Source organism: Micromonospora sp. NPDC048835 (genome assembly GCF_040649995.1).
GTDB lineage: Bacteria > Actinomycetota > Actinomycetes > Mycobacteriales > Micromonosporaceae > Micromonospora.
This window is the reverse complement of record NZ_JBEZGM010000001.1, coordinates 139,207-156,551: the sequence shown is the minus strand read 5'-3', so window position 1 is coordinate 156,551 and position 17,345 is coordinate 139,207. Positions and strand designations below refer to the sequence as shown.

Annotated in this window: 17 protein-coding genes; 16 read left to right on the top strand and 1 reads right to left on the bottom strand. The window is 71.7% G+C overall.

Annotation, left to right across the window (positions count from 1 at the left end):
* The first annotated feature begins 34 nt into the window (after positions 1-34).
* The 11 genes from AB0C15_RS00640 to AB0C15_RS00590 all read left to right on the top strand — a co-directional run bounded on the left by AB0C15_RS00640 (position 35) and on the right by AB0C15_RS00590 (position 11,165).
* The gene (locus AB0C15_RS00640; protein ID WP_357347199.1) at positions 35-2,437 is read left to right on the top strand and encodes an ATP-binding protein; all 2,403 of its coding nucleotides are present in this window, start codon (positions 35-37) and stop codon (positions 2,435-2,437) included.
* Positions 2,438-2,648: 211 nt separating this feature from the next.
* Positions 2,649-3,524 carry a replication-relaxation family protein gene (locus AB0C15_RS00635; protein ID WP_357347197.1) on the top strand — a complete coding sequence of 292 codons (876 nt, stop codon included), beginning with the start codon at positions 2,649-2,651 and terminating at the stop codon, positions 3,522-3,524.
* Positions 3,525-4,002: 478 nt separating this feature from the next.
* The gene (locus AB0C15_RS00630; protein ID WP_357347195.1) at positions 4,003-4,719 is read left to right on the top strand and encodes a hypothetical protein; all 717 of its coding nucleotides are present in this window, start codon (positions 4,003-4,005) and stop codon (positions 4,717-4,719) included.
* A 460-nt stretch (positions 4,720-5,179) separates the two neighbouring features.
* Positions 5,180-5,812 carry a hypothetical protein gene (locus tag AB0C15_RS00625; protein ID WP_357347193.1) on the top strand — a complete coding sequence of 211 codons (633 nt, stop codon included), beginning with the start codon at positions 5,180-5,182 and terminating at the stop codon, positions 5,810-5,812.
* Positions 5,809-6,201, top strand: coding sequence for a hypothetical protein (locus AB0C15_RS00620; RefSeq protein WP_357347191.1), 393 nt, complete (start codon positions 5,809-5,811; stop codon positions 6,199-6,201). The genes AB0C15_RS00625 and AB0C15_RS00620 overlap by 4 nt, the downstream gene beginning before the upstream one ends.
* 153 nt (positions 6,202-6,354) lie before the next feature.
* Positions 6,355-7,272: a MarR family transcriptional regulator gene (locus tag AB0C15_RS00615; RefSeq protein WP_357347189.1), complete on the top strand. Its 918-nt coding sequence runs from the start codon at positions 6,355-6,357 to the stop codon at positions 7,270-7,272.
* A gap of 95 nt (positions 7,273-7,367) precedes the next feature.
* Entirely contained in the window at positions 7,368-8,045 is a 678-nt protein-coding gene (locus tag AB0C15_RS00610; protein ID WP_357347187.1) for a GGDEF domain-containing protein, read from the top strand.
* Positions 8,046-8,148: 103 nt separating this feature from the next.
* Entirely contained in the window at positions 8,149-8,739 is a 591-nt protein-coding gene (locus AB0C15_RS00605) for a hypothetical protein (RefSeq protein ID WP_357347185.1), read from the top strand.
* Between the two features lie 218 nt (positions 8,740-8,957).
* The gene (locus AB0C15_RS00600; protein WP_357347183.1) at positions 8,958-9,356 is read left to right on the top strand and encodes a hypothetical protein; all 399 of its coding nucleotides are present in this window, start codon (positions 8,958-8,960) and stop codon (positions 9,354-9,356) included.
* 135 nt (positions 9,357-9,491) lie between these two features.
* The gene (locus AB0C15_RS00595) at positions 9,492-9,905 is read left to right on the top strand and encodes a hypothetical protein (RefSeq protein WP_357347181.1); all 414 of its coding nucleotides are present in this window, start codon (positions 9,492-9,494) and stop codon (positions 9,903-9,905) included.
* Positions 9,906-10,019: 114 nt separating this feature from the next.
* Positions 10,020-11,165, top strand: a complete 1,146-nt coding sequence (locus AB0C15_RS00590) for a peptidoglycan DD-metalloendopeptidase family protein (RefSeq protein ID WP_357347179.1) — start codon at positions 10,020-10,022, stop codon at positions 11,163-11,165.
* Here AB0C15_RS00590 and AB0C15_RS00585 read toward each other — a convergent pair.
* Positions 11,125-11,964 (bottom strand): DUF4253 domain-containing protein, encoded by an 840-nt coding sequence (locus AB0C15_RS00585; protein WP_357347177.1) that lies wholly within the window; start codon positions 11,962-11,964, stop codon positions 11,125-11,127. The two genes, AB0C15_RS00590 and AB0C15_RS00585, sit on opposite strands and share 41 nt — an antisense overlap.
* Positions 11,965-12,175: 211 nt before the next feature.
* On the opposite strand from AB0C15_RS00585, the gene AB0C15_RS00580 reads away from it, so the two are divergent.
* From AB0C15_RS00580 to AB0C15_RS00560, 5 genes are all read left to right on the top strand, one after another.
* On the top strand, positions 12,176-12,532 hold the full coding sequence (locus AB0C15_RS00580; RefSeq protein ID WP_357347175.1) for a hypothetical protein: 357 nt from the start codon (positions 12,176-12,178) through the stop codon (positions 12,530-12,532).
* A 105-nt stretch (positions 12,533-12,637) separates the two neighbouring features.
* Positions 12,638-12,847 (top strand): hypothetical protein, encoded by a 210-nt coding sequence (locus tag AB0C15_RS00575; RefSeq protein ID WP_357347173.1) that lies wholly within the window; start codon positions 12,638-12,640, stop codon positions 12,845-12,847.
* Complete coding sequence (locus AB0C15_RS00570) at positions 12,844-14,007, top strand: DUF4314 domain-containing protein (RefSeq protein WP_357347171.1); 1,164 nt, start codon at positions 12,844-12,846, stop codon at positions 14,005-14,007. Before AB0C15_RS00575 ends, AB0C15_RS00570 begins: the two co-directional genes overlap by 4 nt.
* A 400-nt stretch (positions 14,008-14,407) precedes the next feature.
* Complete coding sequence (locus AB0C15_RS00565; RefSeq protein ID WP_357347169.1) at positions 14,408-15,556, top strand: AAA family ATPase; 1,149 nt, start codon at positions 14,408-14,410, stop codon at positions 15,554-15,556.
* An 11-nt stretch (positions 15,557-15,567) separates the two neighbouring features.
* The gene (locus tag AB0C15_RS00560; RefSeq protein WP_357347167.1) at positions 15,568-17,205 is read left to right on the top strand and encodes a VWA domain-containing protein; all 1,638 of its coding nucleotides are present in this window, start codon (positions 15,568-15,570) and stop codon (positions 17,203-17,205) included.
* Positions 17,206-17,345: the final 140 nt, after the last annotated feature.

Sequence of the window (17,345 nt, the reverse complement as noted above, 5' to 3'; positions counted from 1 at the left end):
CCCCGTCCCGCCCCCTACCGGAGCGGCGGCCGCGGTGCTTGACGCGGCTGTGTGGGCCACACAGCGGCCGTGGCTGGCGGCTGTCGCCGCTGGCGGGCTGATCGTGTGGATCGCGGTCCGCAACCTGGTCGAGATCGGGCGGCTCCGCCACCACGCCCGCGGCGCGCGCCTCGTGACGATCGCGCCGCCGCCGGAAGTCGACCCGCACAGCGCGCCAGCGTTGTGGGCGAACCTGGCCGGCGTGCTGACCCCGTCACGGCGGCGGCGCCTGCTCCACGGCGCCCCGCACGTCGTGTGGCAGTACACGTGGTCCGGCCGGCAACTGCTCATCTCGATCTGGGTACCCGGCACCGTCCCCCCGGGAGCGGTCGAGGCCGCGGTGCGGGCGGCGTGGCCCAGCTCGGCCACCACCACCGACGACAACCCCCCGCCGCCGATCCCCCTGGACGCGCACCCCGCGGCGGGTGGGCACCTGCTGCCCGTGTACGCGGAGTGGCTGCCGCTGGCCACCGACCACGACACCGACCCGCTGCGCCCGCTGATGGCCGCCGGCGCGCAGCTCAAACCCAGCGAGTACGCCTGCGTGCAGGTCCTCGCCCGCCCGGCCACACCCCGGCGTGCGGCACGGGCCCGCCGCGCGGCCGGGCGGCTACGGGCCGGCACCACCGCCGTACCGGCGATCAACCCGGCCGCGCCGGTGCTGTGGCTGCTGGACGCGTTCCTGCCCGGCAGCGGCGGCACCGGCCGGTCTACGGCGTCCGTGTCCCGTCGGGATCCCACCGTGGAGCGCGACGTCCGGGCGATCCTCGACAAGACCGCAAACCCGCTGTGGCAGACCGGCATCCGCTACGCCGTCGCCACCACCAACCGGCGCCCCGGCGCCGACCCGACCGGCCGGCTGCGGGGCATCGCCGACACCCTCGCCTCGGCGTTCGCCATCCACACCGGCCGCAACCGGCTCACCCACCGCGCCCGCATGCGAGCGCCGGTGGCCGTCCTCGCCGCACGCCGCCTCGGACCCGGATTCCTCACCTCCGCCCCGGAACTCGCCGCCCTCGCCGCGTTGCCGCAGGACCTCGCGGTGCCCGGCCTGGACCGGGCGCGGGCCGCGTCCATGCCGGCGCCGGTCGCCGTCCCCGGCGGCGGCCGTGGGGTGAAGATGCTCGGCGACGCCGAAATCGGTGGCCACAGTGTCGGGCTGACGGTGGCGGACGCGAGGTATCACATGCATGTGATCGGTTCCACGGGCTCCGGCAAGACCACGCTGCTGGTCAACATGGCCCTCGACGACATCAAGGCCGGCCGCGGCACCGTCGTCATCGACCCGCACGGCGACCTCGTCCTGGACATCCTCGACCGGCTCCCCGCCACCGCCGCCGACCGCGTCGTCCTCTTCGACCCCGACCAGGACAACCCCCCGACGCTGAACCCTCTCGAAGGCGACGACCCCGACCTGGTCGTCGACAACCTCGTGTCGATCTTCGGGAACATCTTCGCCAAGGCGTGGGGACCGCGGATGGACGACGTCATGCGGGTGGCCTGCCTGACCCTGCTGCGCCACAACAACGTCACCCTGCAACACATCCCCCCACTGCTCAACAGCCCCCAGTTCCGCTCGGCGATGACGGTGGACCTGGACGACCCGGCCGGACTCAGCGGCTTCTGGCAGTGGTACGACAGCCTCAACGACAGCCTCCGCTCGCAGGTCATCGGACCGGTCCTCGCCCGGCTGCGCGCGTTCCTGCTGCGCGACTTCGTCAAACGCACCATGCGCTACCCCAAATCGAGCTTCGACATGGGCCGCGTCCTCGACGGCGGAGTGCTGCTCGTCCGCATCCCCAAGGGAGTGCTCGGCGAGGACACCAGCCGGCTGCTCGGCTCCCTGATCCTCGCGCAGGTATGGCAAGCCACCACCGCCCGCGCCGGCGTCGAACCCGACCGGCGCCGCGACGCGACCCTGATCATCGACGAGGCACAAAACTTCCTGACCCTGGCCAACTCCCTGGACACGATGCTCGCCGAAGCCCGCAAGTACCGGCTGTCACTCGTGCTCGCCCACCAGGACCTCGCCCAGTTCCCCCGCGACCTGCTCGCCGCGGCGTCGGCCAACGCCCGCAACAAGATCTACTTCACCGTCGCGCCGGAAGACGCGAAGGTCCTGTCCCGCCACACGGTTCCGGAACTGGGCGAGCACGACCTCGCCCACCTCGACGCGTACACCGCCGCCGCCCGGCTGGTCGTCAACGGCCGCCAGACCCCGGCGTTCACCATGAAGACCCGGCCGCCGAAGCCGATCGTCGGGGAGGCGACCGTCATCCGTCAGGCCGCCGCAGCGGCGGTACCGAGCCAGGACACCAGCGCCGTCGACGACCTCGTCGAACGGCTCAGCCGCAGACCCGACGAACGTCGCTCCCGTCCGAAGACCGACCGGAGCTAACTGTCTCTGTCGGGCAGTGGCGTCGCCCGGGTCGCGCACCGGCTCGTCACCGGGATCGTCACGGGTGACCGCCGGGCATCCGCAGCACAGTGCTGACCTGGGCTGTCAGTGCCGCACACACCCCGTGACAGGCCCTCCGCACCGGCCTCCCTCGTCCCAGACACCCCTCCCGATCGGGAGGGGAACCCCATCCTGCCCAGGAGCAACCGTCGTGTACTCCCGCGTTCCTCCCGCCTCCCGCAACCCCGATCCCCTAGCCGTCTTCGGTCGCATCGTTCCCCGCGACCACGCCCTCCTCAGGCTGCTCGCCGAGCACTACCTGCTGTCCACCGACCAAATCACCAGCGCCCTCTTCGACACCCGGCGCACCGCCCAACGGCGGTTGACGATCCTGCACCGCCTCGACGTGCTGCACCGATTCGGCCGCAGCGGCGCCCACGGCCGGTACGGGTCGCTGCTCTACACCCTCGGTCCCGTCGGACTGCAGCTACACCCGACCGTCTACCACGACCCCACCGGCACCAGCGGGAAAGCGCCGCGCAGCTCCGTGGAGCGGGCCAAGCGGATCGCCGCCAGCGGCCAGGTCAACCACCTGCTCGGCGTCAACCAGTTCTTCACCGACCTCATTGCCACCGCCCGCCACACACCCGAGGCCCGGCTGTCGCGCTGGTGGTCCGAGCAGCACGCCACCACCGTCTACGCCCAGGCCGGCATCCGCCCCGACGGGCACGGCGTATGGACCGTCGGCGGCACCTCGACCGGCTTCTTTCTCGAGCACGACAATGACACCGAGAACCTCGCCCGGGTCGTGGCCAAGCTGCGCGGCTACGAACGCCTCACCACCTTCGGCCCCCGCTACCCCGTGCTGTTCTGGGTCCCCAGCCGGCGCCGGGAGGCCAGCCTCCTCTCAGTGCTCGCCGGACTGCGCACCGCCAGCCCGATCGCCACCGCCGTCCACGGCCCCGACCCGGGGGGCCGGGTGTGGACCCTCGTATCGGACCCCACCCACCGGCGGTACCTGCACGAGCTGCCCTGCGACCACGGCCCCGACACGGTCACCAACCCACGTCGCTTTGACCACCCGTAGAAATCACATTGCAAGCCAGCGCGCCGACACCTGCAGAGTGAGTTCCTCCGGCAAGCCGACGACCGTCGCCGACGTCTGTCAGCAAACAAGGTCATCTGTGAGAGCCATGAAGGCTCACAGCGTCCGCGCCGACGAGGACTCCGCTACGAGCCGGAATGCCTCACAGCGCAGGTCAACCCCACTTTCCGGCGATCAACTCGTCGGATCGGCCTGACAGAACAGGCAGCTACCGTTCACGGCACTAACACCCCTCATAAATCCCCACCCCGGTCCGGTCCCACCTCGGAACCACCGCCGCACCTACCGGTGCGCCTCGCCCACCCGCCCCACCCGGGGCCGGTCGGCACCGCGCCGCGCGGCGACCCCAGGTCGCACCCCACCAACCCGCACCGCACCTCTCCCGCAACCGACCCACGCACCCCAGTGGGCCGGTCATCTCCGCGCGCCCTGACGCGCCCAACCCCAAGGAGGACCACTCATGCCCAAGAACCCGACCCGGAAGGCCATCTCGCCTGCTGTCACACCGACGGCGACGATCCGCACCATGATCGTCTGCGTGCCGGGCGACGTGCCCCGCGAATCCCTGACCGCACACCAACTCGACCGCAACTTCGGCGTGCAGGGCACGCTGTCGCCCCGCTTCTGGGCCAGTCCCGCCCTGCACCTGTGGCAGCGCAGCCAGATGTTCGGACTGCGCAAGGGACGCCCGGCCTACTGCGCCGGCGGACCAGCGCGACTGCTCGACCTGAGCGGCATGCGCCAAGCCGCCGGTGTCGGGGCGGGCATCCGCCACCAACTGTTCAGCCGCGCCGTGCACGGCACCCGCAACGCCACGCCGTGGCACGTCTACGAGGCCCGCCACCTGGCGGACCCGCAGCAGTACCCGTGGGACACGGCCGTCGCGGACTTCACCCATCAGCCCCGTGTCAACGCCATCCGGATGCACAACGCCGCCACCTACGGCGCCGGGCAGATCCGCCTCGGCGAACTGGAGATGTACCAGGCCGGCTGCATGGCCTACCAGCACCACAGCGCTCTCACCGCCCGGGCGGGCGACGCGCTGATCACCGCCGAAGGGGCGAAGCTGGCCCCGGCCAGCGACGCCATGGCCGACCGGGTGACCTACCTCGAACAGGCCAACCGGCTGCTCTCCGCCATCGACCCCAACCAGCGACTGCTCGCGGTCGCGCTCTGACAGAGCCCGCCTAGAAGGAAACACGCCCGAGCGGCCGGGTCATGGTCCTGGTCGGCGAGGTCGAGCGCCTCGCCGCCGACTGCGTCCGCGCCCCGCGCCGCAGCGCCGCGAACCGCTAGCCATCCACGCGCACCTCATCGCGCAGCTTCGGGTCGCCGCACGCGCCGACGCGATGCCCTGCTCACCATCCTGGCGACCGGCTCACGGTGTCGGCAGATGCCCACGAGCCGCCGCATGTCGCCCCGGCCTGCCAGCCGCCTCCGGCAGGGGCGCTGACAGCGCTGCCGGCCAGCGAGACGGCCGCCCTTTCCCTCTTGCGCGTAAGCCGGCGAGCGCCGGCACCAACCCCTCGCACCTCACCGAGCCGTCGGCGACCAGGCCCTGGTCGCCGTCATCACCCTGCTTGAAGGGACACCGCTCTATGATTTACCTTCCGATCTGCCCCGTCTGCAATGAGCCGGTGGTAGACCAACCCGCCACGCACTGGACCAACGCCTACCGCGGGGGCATTCCGTGGTGGCATCTGGCGGACAACAGCCCGATCTGCGCGGCTGCCGACGGCCAACACTCCCAGCCGGCCCTCGTCGCCGATCCGCTTCCGGTCGACAGTCAGACCAACCCCTGGCTCGACGAGTTGAGCCGCCTGTTCGCTGTCGACGGTCCCTACGACCCCGCCCGACTGGGCAGCGCCATCACCGCCGCCGAGCACCTCACCCGCTGGCTGCACACGGCCACCGGACCGTTCAGCGCGCTGCTCACCCTGCCGACGCCCTCCGACGTCGCATCCCTGATCGGGCACCTGCACCGCAGCACTCGGCTGCTCGCCCGGGTGCACGCACAGACCGGGTCCTACCTCCTCGACCAGGCCCGCCAGGCACACCTCGCCAGCCTCGATGACAGCGAGGGGCGCAGCGAGGTCATCGACGCCGTCGACGACATCCGCGCATGGTTGCAGGACGCGGCCGACTGGCTCGCCCAATCGGCGCAGGCGTCAGGGGTTGCTTGGTCCAGCGTCCGCAAGGTCGCGGCCGCGAGTCACCTCGGCGCTTCCTCCACCGCTGGCGATATCGACCCGCAGGAGGGCCAGCAGTGACGAGTCCTGACTACACGCCGCGTCAGGGCAGCACAGCCGTCTTCTCCGGTCGGTGGCTGCGCTACGAGCCGGTCCCTGGCTTCCACCGCTACCACGAGGGCTACCTCGCGACGGTGACCGGTTGGTGGAACGGCAGCTTCGAACTCGCCCTCGACCACGAGGCCGTGATCGCCCTTACCCAGACGTTCGACGCGATGGCCACCTACGTCGGCGATGACTGGCGCACCGTCGGCTTCGACGGACACACCCTCACCATCGCCCGTCCGGTGTCCCTCGGCGGCGGCGTCCACCTCGTCGAGCCCAACCGGGGGCGGTACCGGATCGGCTGGGGCCTTCCGTGGCTGCCGGTCGACCCGAGCCGCTGCGACCGCGTCTTCGGCCAGCCATAGCCGCACCGCCCACCAGCACGGGGGCCTGGCAGGCCCCGAGCGTCGACGGCATCCCGAGATCCGGTCACCGCACTTGATCACGAGGCGTCATCGAAGCGTGGATCAGTGCACGCCACATCCCAGCAGACGCATCAACAGCCACAGGGAGGACTCATGGACAACCCCACCGATCAGACCGCGGCGCCCAGCGCTCTCGACAAGGTCGCCGCCGCTCTGGCCGCACTTGGCCAGGACACGGCCGCCGCGATCGCGCAGCGCGCCGGCGTCGGCTACTCGACGGCCACCAAACGACTTCGCAATTTGGCGGAGGCAGGCCAGGCCGAATCGTTGCGCGCCGACGACGGCCGCACGCTTTGGCAGCACGTGGTGAACGCGGCGACCAGCACCGACAGCGGCGACCCGCCGGCGGCCACGACCGACGCCAGGCGCGACCCGCCCCCCGCAGTGGCGGACGACAACGCGGACGAGGCTCACGGACCGGACGAGGCCCCCGGACCGGCAGAGGCGGCGAACACCGCCTCGGTGGCGAGCCCGGACGAGGAATCGACCAGTCTCCAGCCGGACGACGAACGCCTACGAGCACCGGACAGCGACGCGGGCCAGCCAGCCCTACAGGAGCCACCCGCCAAGCCGGACAACGTCCCCGACGCACCGACCACAACGCCGGTGGAGGCCGGCGAGGCTTCCCCGGCCGACGCCGAGAATCCGCCCGCAGCCGACGCGTCCGGTCAGGCAGACTCCGCGCCCAGTCAGGACCCGGAGGGCAGCGACGACATCGTTGCGCCCAGCAGCCCATCCGAGGCTCCGAGCGCATCCGATGGCGGGAAGCCACGCCGGTCCAAGGGCAGCCTGCGCGGGGCCATCCTCGACGTGCTAGAAGCCCATCCCGGCCAGCCGTTCAAGACCAGCCAACTGTGCAAGGCCATCGACCAGGCGAACGAGGGCACCGACTCGGCCAAGGCCAGCGCGGGCGCGGTCGTCAACGCCGTGCACAAGCTCGTCACCGACGGCGTCGCCGTTCAGGTCGCCGAGAGGCCAGCGACGTTCCAACTCGCCCCGACAACCACCTAGCAGACCCCTTTACCGCTGGTAGCCCGGGGCGGGCGTCGAACTTGGCGGAACCACGCCCGCCCCGGTGCTCCTTAGTACAGAAGGAGCGACGTCAAGTGTGTCACCTGAGCCCGTACCTCACGGCGGCCGGCGGACTCCTCGCCGGTCTCGCCGTCGCCGCGGCACTGCTCTCCCGGCAGCGGCACATCATTCACCATCAGCGGCGGGCGTTGGTTGCCCGCGACCGTGACCGGTCCTACTGGCACCGGCTTGCCACGCACAACGACACGAGCGACCTGCCGAACCGGCGGGCCCTGTGGACCCACCTTCAGGCCACGTTCTCGCTCGGGGAACCGCTCGGACTCGTCCTCATCGACCTCGATCGGTTCAAGCAGGTCAACGACACCTACGGCCACGAGCACGGCAACGACCTGCTGCGCGAGGTCGGACGCCGCCTGAGGGCCATCGGGCCGTCGGTAGCCCTGGCCGCGCATCTCGCCGGCGACGAGTTCGCCCTCGTCGTGCACGGCGACGCCGGCGAGGTCGAGACTGCCGCCGAGGCCGCCCACCGGCGCATCTCGGAGCTCCCGTACGAGATCGCCGGGCAGCAGGTGATCGTCACCGCCAGCGTCGGCTACGCGCTCGCCGAGCCGGACATGCTGCCCCGCGACCTCCTGCACGCGGCCGACCAGGCCATGTACCTGGCCAAACGCAAGCGCTGTGGCGTCCGCGCCCACGACCCGGACCATGCCACGCCGCCGGGAATCGTCATCCGCTACCGCGACCTGCGGTAACACGCCCTCGGCACCAACCGCACCACGTCCCCGCACGCACCAGAAGCCCCGCAGGCCGATCCGGCCTGCGGGGCTTCTGCGTATGTCAAGGAGCCCGATCCCCATGATGTCCTTCAACACCGTCCACACCCTGACCGGGTGCCTGCTGCACATTGAGGCCAGCGCCGACCTTGTCGGCTGGGGCCGCCCGCCTCTCCTGCTGCTCGTCCAGGACCGGCCGGCCCCAACCGCACCGCGCGGCACGAGACGCCAGATGCGGGCCGTGCACCTACCGCTCAACGACACCCGCATGGGCCGCTACCGCGCCGGACTCGCCGACCTCCTACCGGACCTCGCCACCGCGCTCGACATCAACCAGGCGGCCGCCCGGCCCACCCTCGCGGCCTGCGTCGACATCGGCCTGATCACGGACCTCCTCGCCGATCCCACCCCCGGACTTCGCCTGCTGGCCTGGGCCGTCTGCTACGAGGACGTCCTCGTCGGGTCCGACGACCTGCACGAGATTCGCCGCGTTGACGCGGTCGACGCCGACCTCCGCGGCTACCGGATCACGAGGCTGCGGGGCGAGCCGCACCCCGTGGTCCGCGTTGACGACCACGTCGACCACGACGACGCGACGGCCACTCGCTCCGCACTGGCGCGTCTCGTCCAGACCACCAGCAGGCCCGGCCGAATCACGCCGACGGCCTCCTGACGGCCGCCGACGCCCCCGCTGGGAGCGCGGGTCCCGACCTCGCCCGCGCGCCGCACACCTGTGCCCTACGGCACCACCCCAGGCAGACGACTTGACCTTCATCGAGAGGGAAGCGTCGATCAATTGGGTCATTGTCCGGGGGCTGCCACCAGGCACAACACGACCGGCCCCGACCGGACGGTGACCCCTGCCCACAACCCGACGGAAGGTCACCCGCCATGTCTGACCGCAGCCGAACCCGACCGTCCCACCGCGCCTTCCTCCCCCGTGACGTCACCGACCCCCTGCTGTGGCGGCTGGCCGTGGACGTCCTCACCGCCCACCAACCCGGACCCGGCAACCGGTGCGCCAACCTGCAGTGCGCCGACCAGAGCGGGCCGTGTTCGGCCGCCAGGCAGGCACAACGGGCGATGCGCGCCGCGCGAGCCACACCACCGCCACAGCCGACACCCGCCCGTGAACCCACACCACGGCGGCCGGCCCGCGAGTCCCTCGGATTCGTCGGCTGGTTCGCCAACGGTCTCGCCGCCGCTGCCACGCAATTACTGCCGCGGGTCCCGCAGCGGCTGCCCCGCCGCGTCCCCGGCGCGACCCTGACCGCCGCCTACGCCGCGTAGCCGCAGCCCAGACGCAACGACCAACGCCGCCCGGCCCGGACCAAGAGACCTCGCGACCTTCGACCGCGTGGCCCACCACGGCCACGCGGTCGTCGCCGTACCCGAACACACCACCACGACGAGGAGACACGACCCGTGGGAAACATTTGCTACGTCAGCGCCATCGATCCCGCCCAGCCGAGCACCGTCCACGCCCGCTACGTCCACTTCGACGGCTACCCCCTGGCGCTCATCGCGCACCTGCGCGGCATCTGGGCCACCACCGCACGCCGCGACACTCAAGCCCTCATCGACGCGGTCCTCGCCCACGACTGGTACTACCTCGGATCCGACGTCACCCCAGACACCCGGTCGTTCCCCCACCAGCACCCCGTCGACGGTGTCGGCGTGACGTTCGACGACACCGAGCCAGAGCCCGCAACCGTCTTCCCGCTCAGCCGCGCGGTCGACCTCGACGCCTCGTGGATCTACGTCATCAGCCCGGCCGACGACACGGTCACCGTCCACACCGGCGACGGCGATCCGGTCGGTGTCCACAGCCTCGGCTAGCCGGCAACCAGGAGGACAAGTCATGCCCGGCCACGCCTCTCCCCTCGTCCAGCGCCACTCCACGCCCTACCGCGCTCCCTACCTCACCTCTCCCCTCGGCCGTTGGGGGCCGACGTGAAGCTCCGATCTCTGGTGTCAGTCGCGGTGGCGCTCATCGCCGTGTTCATCCTCTGCGCCGGTGGGCTCGGCGGATTACTCGCCGGCGGCTCGGCCACCGCCGGATGCGTCCCCATGGTCACCACTCCCGGGTCCACGTCAGACAGCACCGCGTCGCCACCCGGGCCGCCGATTATGTGGCCGGCGATCGGTGACTGGGACAGCGACCAGGTCGGCAACGCCGCCGCGATCGTCACCACCGGCGCTCGCCTCGGGCTACGAGCGCGCGGCTGGGTAATCGCGGTCGCCACCGCCATGCAGGAGAGCAGCCTGCGGAACCTGGCCGGCGGCGACCGGGACTCAATCGGGTTGTTCCAGCAGCGCCCCAGCCAAGGATGGGGCACCCCCGCCCAGCTCCAGGACCCCGTCTACGCGTCGGAGAGGTTCTTCGACGAGCTGGCCACGATCCGCGGCTGGCAGGCGATGCCGCTCACCGAGGCCGCCCAGGCCGTGCAGGTCAGCGCCTTCCCCGACGCTTACGCGACATGGGAGGGACCGGCCACTCAGATGGTGATCGCGATCGCCGACACCACGGGTCTACCCACCGACGGTTTGGCCGGGTGCGGGGCCACCGGCCCGTGGACGCAGCCGGTCCTCGCCCCTGTCGGGTCGGGCTTTCGTAGCTCGGACCGGCCCGGTCACGACGGCGTCGACCTCAGCGCCCCGCGCGGCACCACCATCCGCGCCGCGTCCGCCGGGACCGTCCGCACCGTCCGCTGCAACGCCGTCCACGCCGACACCGGCGCCGATTGGGGCTGCCACCGCGACGGCGACCCCGCTCGCACGCGCGGGTGCGGCTGGTACGTCGACATCGACCACCCCGGCGGCCTACTCACCCGCTACTGCCACATGGACCACCCCCCGATGGTGACGGTCGGGCAGCCGGTCGCCGCCGGCCAGCCCATCGGCGTCGTCGGCTCCACCGGCCACAGCTCCGGCCCGCACCTGCACTACGAGGTGCACCACAACGGCGATGCCAGCCCGAACGGCGCGATCGACCCAGTGCCCTTCATGGCCGCTCAGAACGCCCCGCTCGGGCGGGCAGACGGTGATGGGGCACCGATCAGGGGCGGTCGTGCAGGAACCACGCGTCGCCTCGGGTAAGGGCGATCGCGAGTTGCCACTGTTCGCATTGCAAGCTGCCACCGACGGCCATCAGTTGCCCGGCGAGCTCCCACGCCTGCGGGCCGGGCTGCGGCCGGCGTTGCGCGGTGAGCTGCAGCATGGTTCCCCAGGCAGCGATAAGGGCGGCGCCCCACCGCTGATCCCACTGCCACATGGCCGCTGCCAACGCTGGGATGCCGTTGTCGCTGGTGGCTCCGAAGTAGGGCACCCAGGCGGGGGCCAGCCACTGCGACGTCGTGGGCAGCAGCACCAGCTGCACGTCCGGGTAGGTATGCCATCGGGCGGTGCCGACGAGGTATTCGCACCCGCGGAAGGCTCGGGAGGCGAGCTGCGGATCGGCGAGGAGGGTGTCATAGGTCCACCGCTGTAGAGCTGTCGAGGTGGTGGGCAGGGCCAACTGCTCGAGAGCCGAGGCGACCACGTCGTCACCCAGAAACGCCCGAACATAGCGTTCCACGTCTCCCTGGTCCTGGGCGTCCTCGCGGCCGTATCGCTGATACACCGACCACGGATCCAGCGTCCGAGCCACCCGGTCCAGGTCGGCGAGCTCATCAGCATCCGGTTCGTGGTCGAGGTCGCCCGGCAACGTGAAGACGGGCCACCGACCGGTAGCCGGCATGGCCGCATGAGCAGCCTGCCACGCATCGAGTAGCCGAGCAGGATCGACCTGCTCCACCAGGAAGGTGCGGCCGAGCCCTTCGCCCACGGGGTGGCCCTGAAGAGCAGTCCCCCGCAAGGCAGCCGCGATGTCGCCGGCGTCGTCCATCCGTGCAGCCATACGAGCACGGTAATTCCCTGCACCGACATGCCCGCCTCAGCCGCAGCCTCCTGTCACCGCAGGTGGCCCCTGGGAGGAACACCGCGCGGTTCGAGTACCGCGGTCCCGCGACGGCCGCGAGCAGTACCGGCGGGTCCATGCCATCCACGCTCGGCGGTCGTCCCACCCGGGACGACCGCGTAACCCCACGTCCTTTGAGGAGGAGATGCACGTGAGCACACCCGCGCTGATCGGTGTGGCCGCGTTACGCGGCAGGTACACCGCCCGGTCCATCCAGCTCGGCGAGGACCCGGAGGTCCTGGTGCCGCTGCTGCGCCGGATCTGGACCGACACGTTCGGCCGCGACACCGACGCCATGGCCGCCGCGCTGCTGGCCCGCAACTGGTGGAGCCTCTCCGTCAACCCCAAGCCCCGGCGATGGCACCGACAGCCGCCCGTAGCGGGACTGGGCTACCCGTCCGTCACCGAGAACAACACCATCCGGCAGGGCTCGCTGCGGGAGAACCTCGACGGGTTCGACGAGTGGATGTACCTGCTGCGCCCCGACCAGCGGCTGCTGCTGGTGTAGGAGGCGACGGTCCACGGCCGCTGGCTGCGGCACAGCGTCCACCACCTCGACCCGGTAGAGGACCTGTTCGTCACCACACCCGCCCTCCAGGAGGGCGGTTCGCAGATGACGGTGTGCACCGTCTGCGGCGCGGTCGACGAGATCGACCACGTCGAGGTGCCGTCCATGGCCGGCTACGGCCACGACACCGCCACCAGCTGCACCCGCTGCGGCTCCTCGGTCGCCACCGACCCGATGTTCGGCGCCCACCTCACCCGCAAGCCCTGGCCACCGCACTCCCCCACGACGGGTGACACGACGGGCAGCACCCGATGAGCACACCCGCCCCAATGCCACCGCCACCCACCGGCGGCGACGGCCTGTCCACTCACCGATCGGAGAGCACCATGACCTGCCAGCCCGGCCAGCGCGTCGCCCTGGTCCACACCAGCGACCCGCACACCCAGTTGCGGCCCGGCGACACCGGCACCGTCCGCCGCCACGACCAGCAGCAGAACATCGTCGATGTCACCTGGGACAGCAGCTCAGCCCTGTCGATGTGCCTCGACGCCGGCGACCGCATCCAACCGATCACTACCACCCCGCCGCCCACCGGCGGGCCAGTCGCCGAGGCCACCGGATGGGCCGCCGCGCTGCAGCGGATGCGCGCCGCCGGCACCGAGGCCGGCCGCACCGCCGCCGAATGGTGGGCCCAGGACACCATCGGCGCCCGCGCCAGCGGCGACACCCGCCTGGCCGCCCGCCGGGTCCTCGCCGGAATCGACGAAGGAGATTCCGCCGTCCTCGACGCCCTGCCCCGCTACACCTCGGTCGGTGATGCGGTCGACACCGCCGGGTGGGAGCTATTCGCCGACGCCACCGGCGACTCCACAGGCTGGTTCGGGCTGCGCATTCAGCAGCGGGACGAGGCGATGGCCGTTTACCGCGACGCCTTCGACACCGCCGCCACCGACCGGATCGCCGACCTGTGTCACCTCGCGGCCAGCCCCACCGGCCGCGACGTGTCCCACCTGCGCCCCGAGAGGGTACGTGTCGGCGACGTCGGCGTGTTCTCCGGCGAGTGGGCGCTGATCACCGGCCCGGACGGCGGCGACCGTTTCGCGGTCGGGTTCGTCGGCACCCTGATCGACCATTGGAACGGGTGGGCGGTGTTCTCCTGCACCCGTGCGGTGGCCGAGGCAATCGTCACCGACCAGCAGTGGCACCGCGACCAGTACCGCCACCGCCTCCGGGACGAGGGCGTACCGGAGGACGAACTGGACCGGCGGGTCGACGCCGCGTTGGCCGACCTGTCCTTCGACGGCGACGTCATCGTCGCCGACCAGCGCACCATGTCCAACGACCCGGAAGCCATCCGACGCATCGCCCCGGACGGTGACGGCCGGTACGTGGTGATGGGCCGCAGCTGGCGCTGGGAGGCCGTCGACCCGTACGCCTGCGACCGGATCGTCGGCGACCTGCCCGACCAGGCGTAGGCCCAGACCCGACCAAGGCCAGATTGGCACCGGCACAACCGCCGCCGACACGCAAGCAGTTGGAGCACCGTACGCGGGCCGGACGCCGGCCTGCGATCCCGATTCCGACCGTGCCTTCCCCACCGGTAGGCGCCCCGACCTGAACACCGCTCCGCGTAGCCGAGCACGGCTACGTGCGCACTTCCCGCCCGCTGTGGCTCACCAATGCCGCCGCGCGCCCCGGGAAGGGGCGTGCGGCGGCCATATTCGCCAAGGAGCACCTCATGCCACACCTGAGCACACCAGTCCGCCGATCAGTCAGCCACACGCCAGCGCCGCGGCTGCGCGGGTACGACTTGATCACCTCCGGGAGCGCAGGTATCGGTTGCACCCCGACCGCAACCACCGTCGGAGGTGCCCGGTGACCTCGCCCGCTCGACCCGCCAAGCCCAAGGCCAAGCCCCGACCCATGTTCGGGCCGGTCCTGGCCCTTCTCGCGGCCGAACCGCACCGCGCCTTCTCCATCGGCGACCTGGGCAAGGAACTGCCCGGCCGGTCGTCCGGGGCGATCGGATCCGTTCTCAACCGCCTCGTCGACCGCAGCTGGGCGACCATGTCTACCGGATCGCCCCGCCGGTACACCATCACCGCCGAGGGCATCGACGCGTTCACCGCAGGAGCCGGCACCAGCCGCGCCCCCTCGGCCGCCGCCCCCACGCCCACGGCCACCGCCGCGCCGGCACCTGCGCCGACCGGCCCGGTTCCCCCGCGTCCCGGCGCTGTCCTGCGCCCCAACGGGGTCTGGTACCTGCCCCGCCAGCTCGGCGACAGCACCGACGTCGAGGTGCTGCGCCAGCTGCGCCGCGACACCATCCCGGTCCTGCTCTACGGGCCACCCGGCACCGGCAAGACCAGCCTCATCGAAGCCGCCTACCCCGATGCGATCACCGTCGCCGGGCACGGCGACACCACCGTCGAGGACCTCGTCGGCAACTACGTCCCGCTGCCCGACGGCGGCTTCGCCTTCGCCTACGGGCCGCTCGTGACCGCCATGCGCGCCGGACGCGCCCTGTTCATCGATGACGCCACCCTCATCCCACCCCGCGTGCTCGCCGCCCTGTATCCGGCGATGGACGGCCGGGCCACCATCACCATCGCCGCCCACCACAACGAAGTCGTGACCGCCACCGACGGGTTCTTCGTCTGCGCCGGCCACAACCCCGGCGTGCACGGAGCGATCCTCACCGAAGCCCTCGCCTCCCGGTTCTCCGTGCACATCGAGGTCACCACCGACTTCCAACTCGCCCGATCCCTCGGCGTACCCAACGGCGCCATCGACGCGGCGATCGCCCTCAACGCGCGGATGCGCAAGCACGAAATCGACTGGGCGCCGCAACTGCGCGAGCTCCTGGCGTTCAAGCGCGTCGCCGGGAGCCTCGGCCTCGCCGCCGCCGTGGCAAACCTCGCCGCAGTCGCACCCGAGGCCGACCGGCAAGCCGTCGTCGAAGCCCTGCAGCGGGCCTACCGCGGCACCACCATCACCCCCCTCACCCTCGGCAAGCAGAAGTAAGGCAGGCCGTCATGACCAGCGTCTCCGCGCACCTGCGCCCCTCCGGCGCCAGCCCCGCCTCCCCGGCCCCGGCCCCGGCCGCCACAGCATGGGGCCGGTGGTCAGCGGCTTGGACCAAGCAGGCCGCGACACTGACCGGCCGACCCGACGCCAGCGTGACCGTCACCCCGGCCGACAGCGGCCCACCGGGCTTCAGCTACCCCGCCACCGCCCAGATCCAGGTCGACGCCGACCTCATCGCCGACCCGGCGATCGCCGACCCTCGCCGGCCCGGGCACCGGTCGAAGGTTCCCGTCGCCTACGGCGTCCTGCTGCACGAATGCGCCCACGTCATCCACTCCCAGTGGGACCCACCGCCCACCGTGGCGCCCGTCGTCCGGGAAGCCGCGCTCCTGCTCGAGGAGTCACGCATCGAACGCCGCTACCGCGACACCCGACCCCGCGACCGACGGTGGCTACGCAGCGCCGTCACCAGCATCATCGACCCCGCCGACACACCCACCGACACCTTGTGGAGTGCCGCATACGGCGCCGGACTGCTCCTTGCCCGCGTCGACGCCCGGATCCTTTACTCCGCCGACGTTCGCGAGGCACGACGCGCCATCGCCACGGTCCTCGGACGCAAACTCATCCGGGGCCTACGCGCAGTCTGGCGGGAAGCCCACACCGTCGGCGACACCGACACCACCCGCATGATCGAACTCGGCGAACGCTGGTGCCGCCTACTCGGAATCGACCCGACCATCAGCCCGGGCCTGCCCGCCGACGACGCGACCACCAGCGCGATCGCGGCAGCCATCTCCGGCGCCCTCGACACCATCCTCCACAACCCCGCCGACACCCCCGAACCCGCAAGCGACAGCAGCCGTCCCCACGGACCGGGCATCCACGTCGACACCGACACGCCGATCACCTGGGCCGAACGCGACGCCCGCGACGCCGAACGCCACGCCGCCAACCGGCTCACCGCCCTGCTGCGCCGCGCCCGCCACCGCGAACCCGCCCGCACCCGCGAACCCAGCGCCGCACCGCCCGGACGGCTGCGAACCGGCGCCGCGGTCACCCTCGCCGCCCAACGCGCGGCCGGGGCCATCCCCACCGCCCAGCCATGGCAGCGCACCGTACGCCGCCCCGTCCCCGACCCCGAGCTGACCGTCGGCATCCTCATCGACGCCTCCGGCTCGATGGAGGACTTCGCGAAACCCATGTCCTCCGCCGCGTGGATCGTCGCCCACGCCGCCACCCGCGCCGGAGCCACCAGCGCGACCCTCGCCTATGGCGACCGGATCACCGTGCTCATTCCACCCGGCCGCCGCCCGACCACGGTCCGCGACATGCGGGCCGACGCCGGCACGGAACGGTTCGTCGAAGCCTGCGCCGAAGCCGACCGGCTCCTGCACCTGTCCACCCCCGGCACCGGACGGCTGCTCGTCGTCGTCTCCGACGGCCACTACGTCAACCCCGACGAAAGCCAGGCCACCATCACCCGCCTCCACCACACCGGCTGCGCCGTCCTCTGGCTCGCACCCGACAACAAGGGCTGGCCGCCCAGGGTCTACGACGACACCACCACCATCACCGTCGGCGACCCCACCACCTGCATCAACCTCATCGGCCAAGCAGCCATCGACGCCCTGACCAGGGCCTGAACCCGCACCCGTCGCGGGGCCTCGTCGACACAGGGCACACCGGGGACGGATCCCGACCACACCGTCTGGACCGTCCCCCGCTGTCCACCCGAGGCCCATGACCCGCAGCCCGCGACGCAGGCGCACAGACGAACCCCGCA

Bases quoted from the DNA above. Each gene is read 5' to 3' on its own strand.
- AB0C15_RS00630 (WP_357347195.1), top strand. From the start codon at position 4,003: ATGCCCAAGAACCCGACCCGGAAGGCCATCTCGCCTGCTGTCACACCG.
- AB0C15_RS00615 (WP_357347189.1), top strand. From the start codon at position 6,355: ATGGACAACCCCACCGATCAGACCGCGGCGCCCAGCGCTCTCGACAAG.
- AB0C15_RS00605 (WP_357347185.1), top strand. From the start codon at position 8,149: ATGATGTCCTTCAACACCGTCCACACCCTGACCGGGTGCCTGCTGCAC.
- AB0C15_RS00600 (WP_357347183.1), top strand. From the start codon at position 8,958: ATGTCTGACCGCAGCCGAACCCGACCGTCCCACCGCGCCTTCCTCCCC.
- AB0C15_RS00585 (WP_357347177.1), bottom strand. From the start codon at position 11,964: ATGGCTGCACGGATGGACGACGCCGGCGACATCGCGGCTGCCTTGCGG.
- AB0C15_RS00575 (WP_357347173.1), top strand. From the start codon at position 12,638: ATGACGGTGTGCACCGTCTGCGGCGCGGTCGACGAGATCGACCACGTC.
- AB0C15_RS00570 (WP_357347171.1), top strand. From the start codon at position 12,844: ATGAGCACACCCGCCCCAATGCCACCGCCACCCACCGGCGGCGACGGC.
- AB0C15_RS00560 (WP_357347167.1), top strand. From the start codon at position 15,568: ATGACCAGCGTCTCCGCGCACCTGCGCCCCTCCGGCGCCAGCCCCGCC.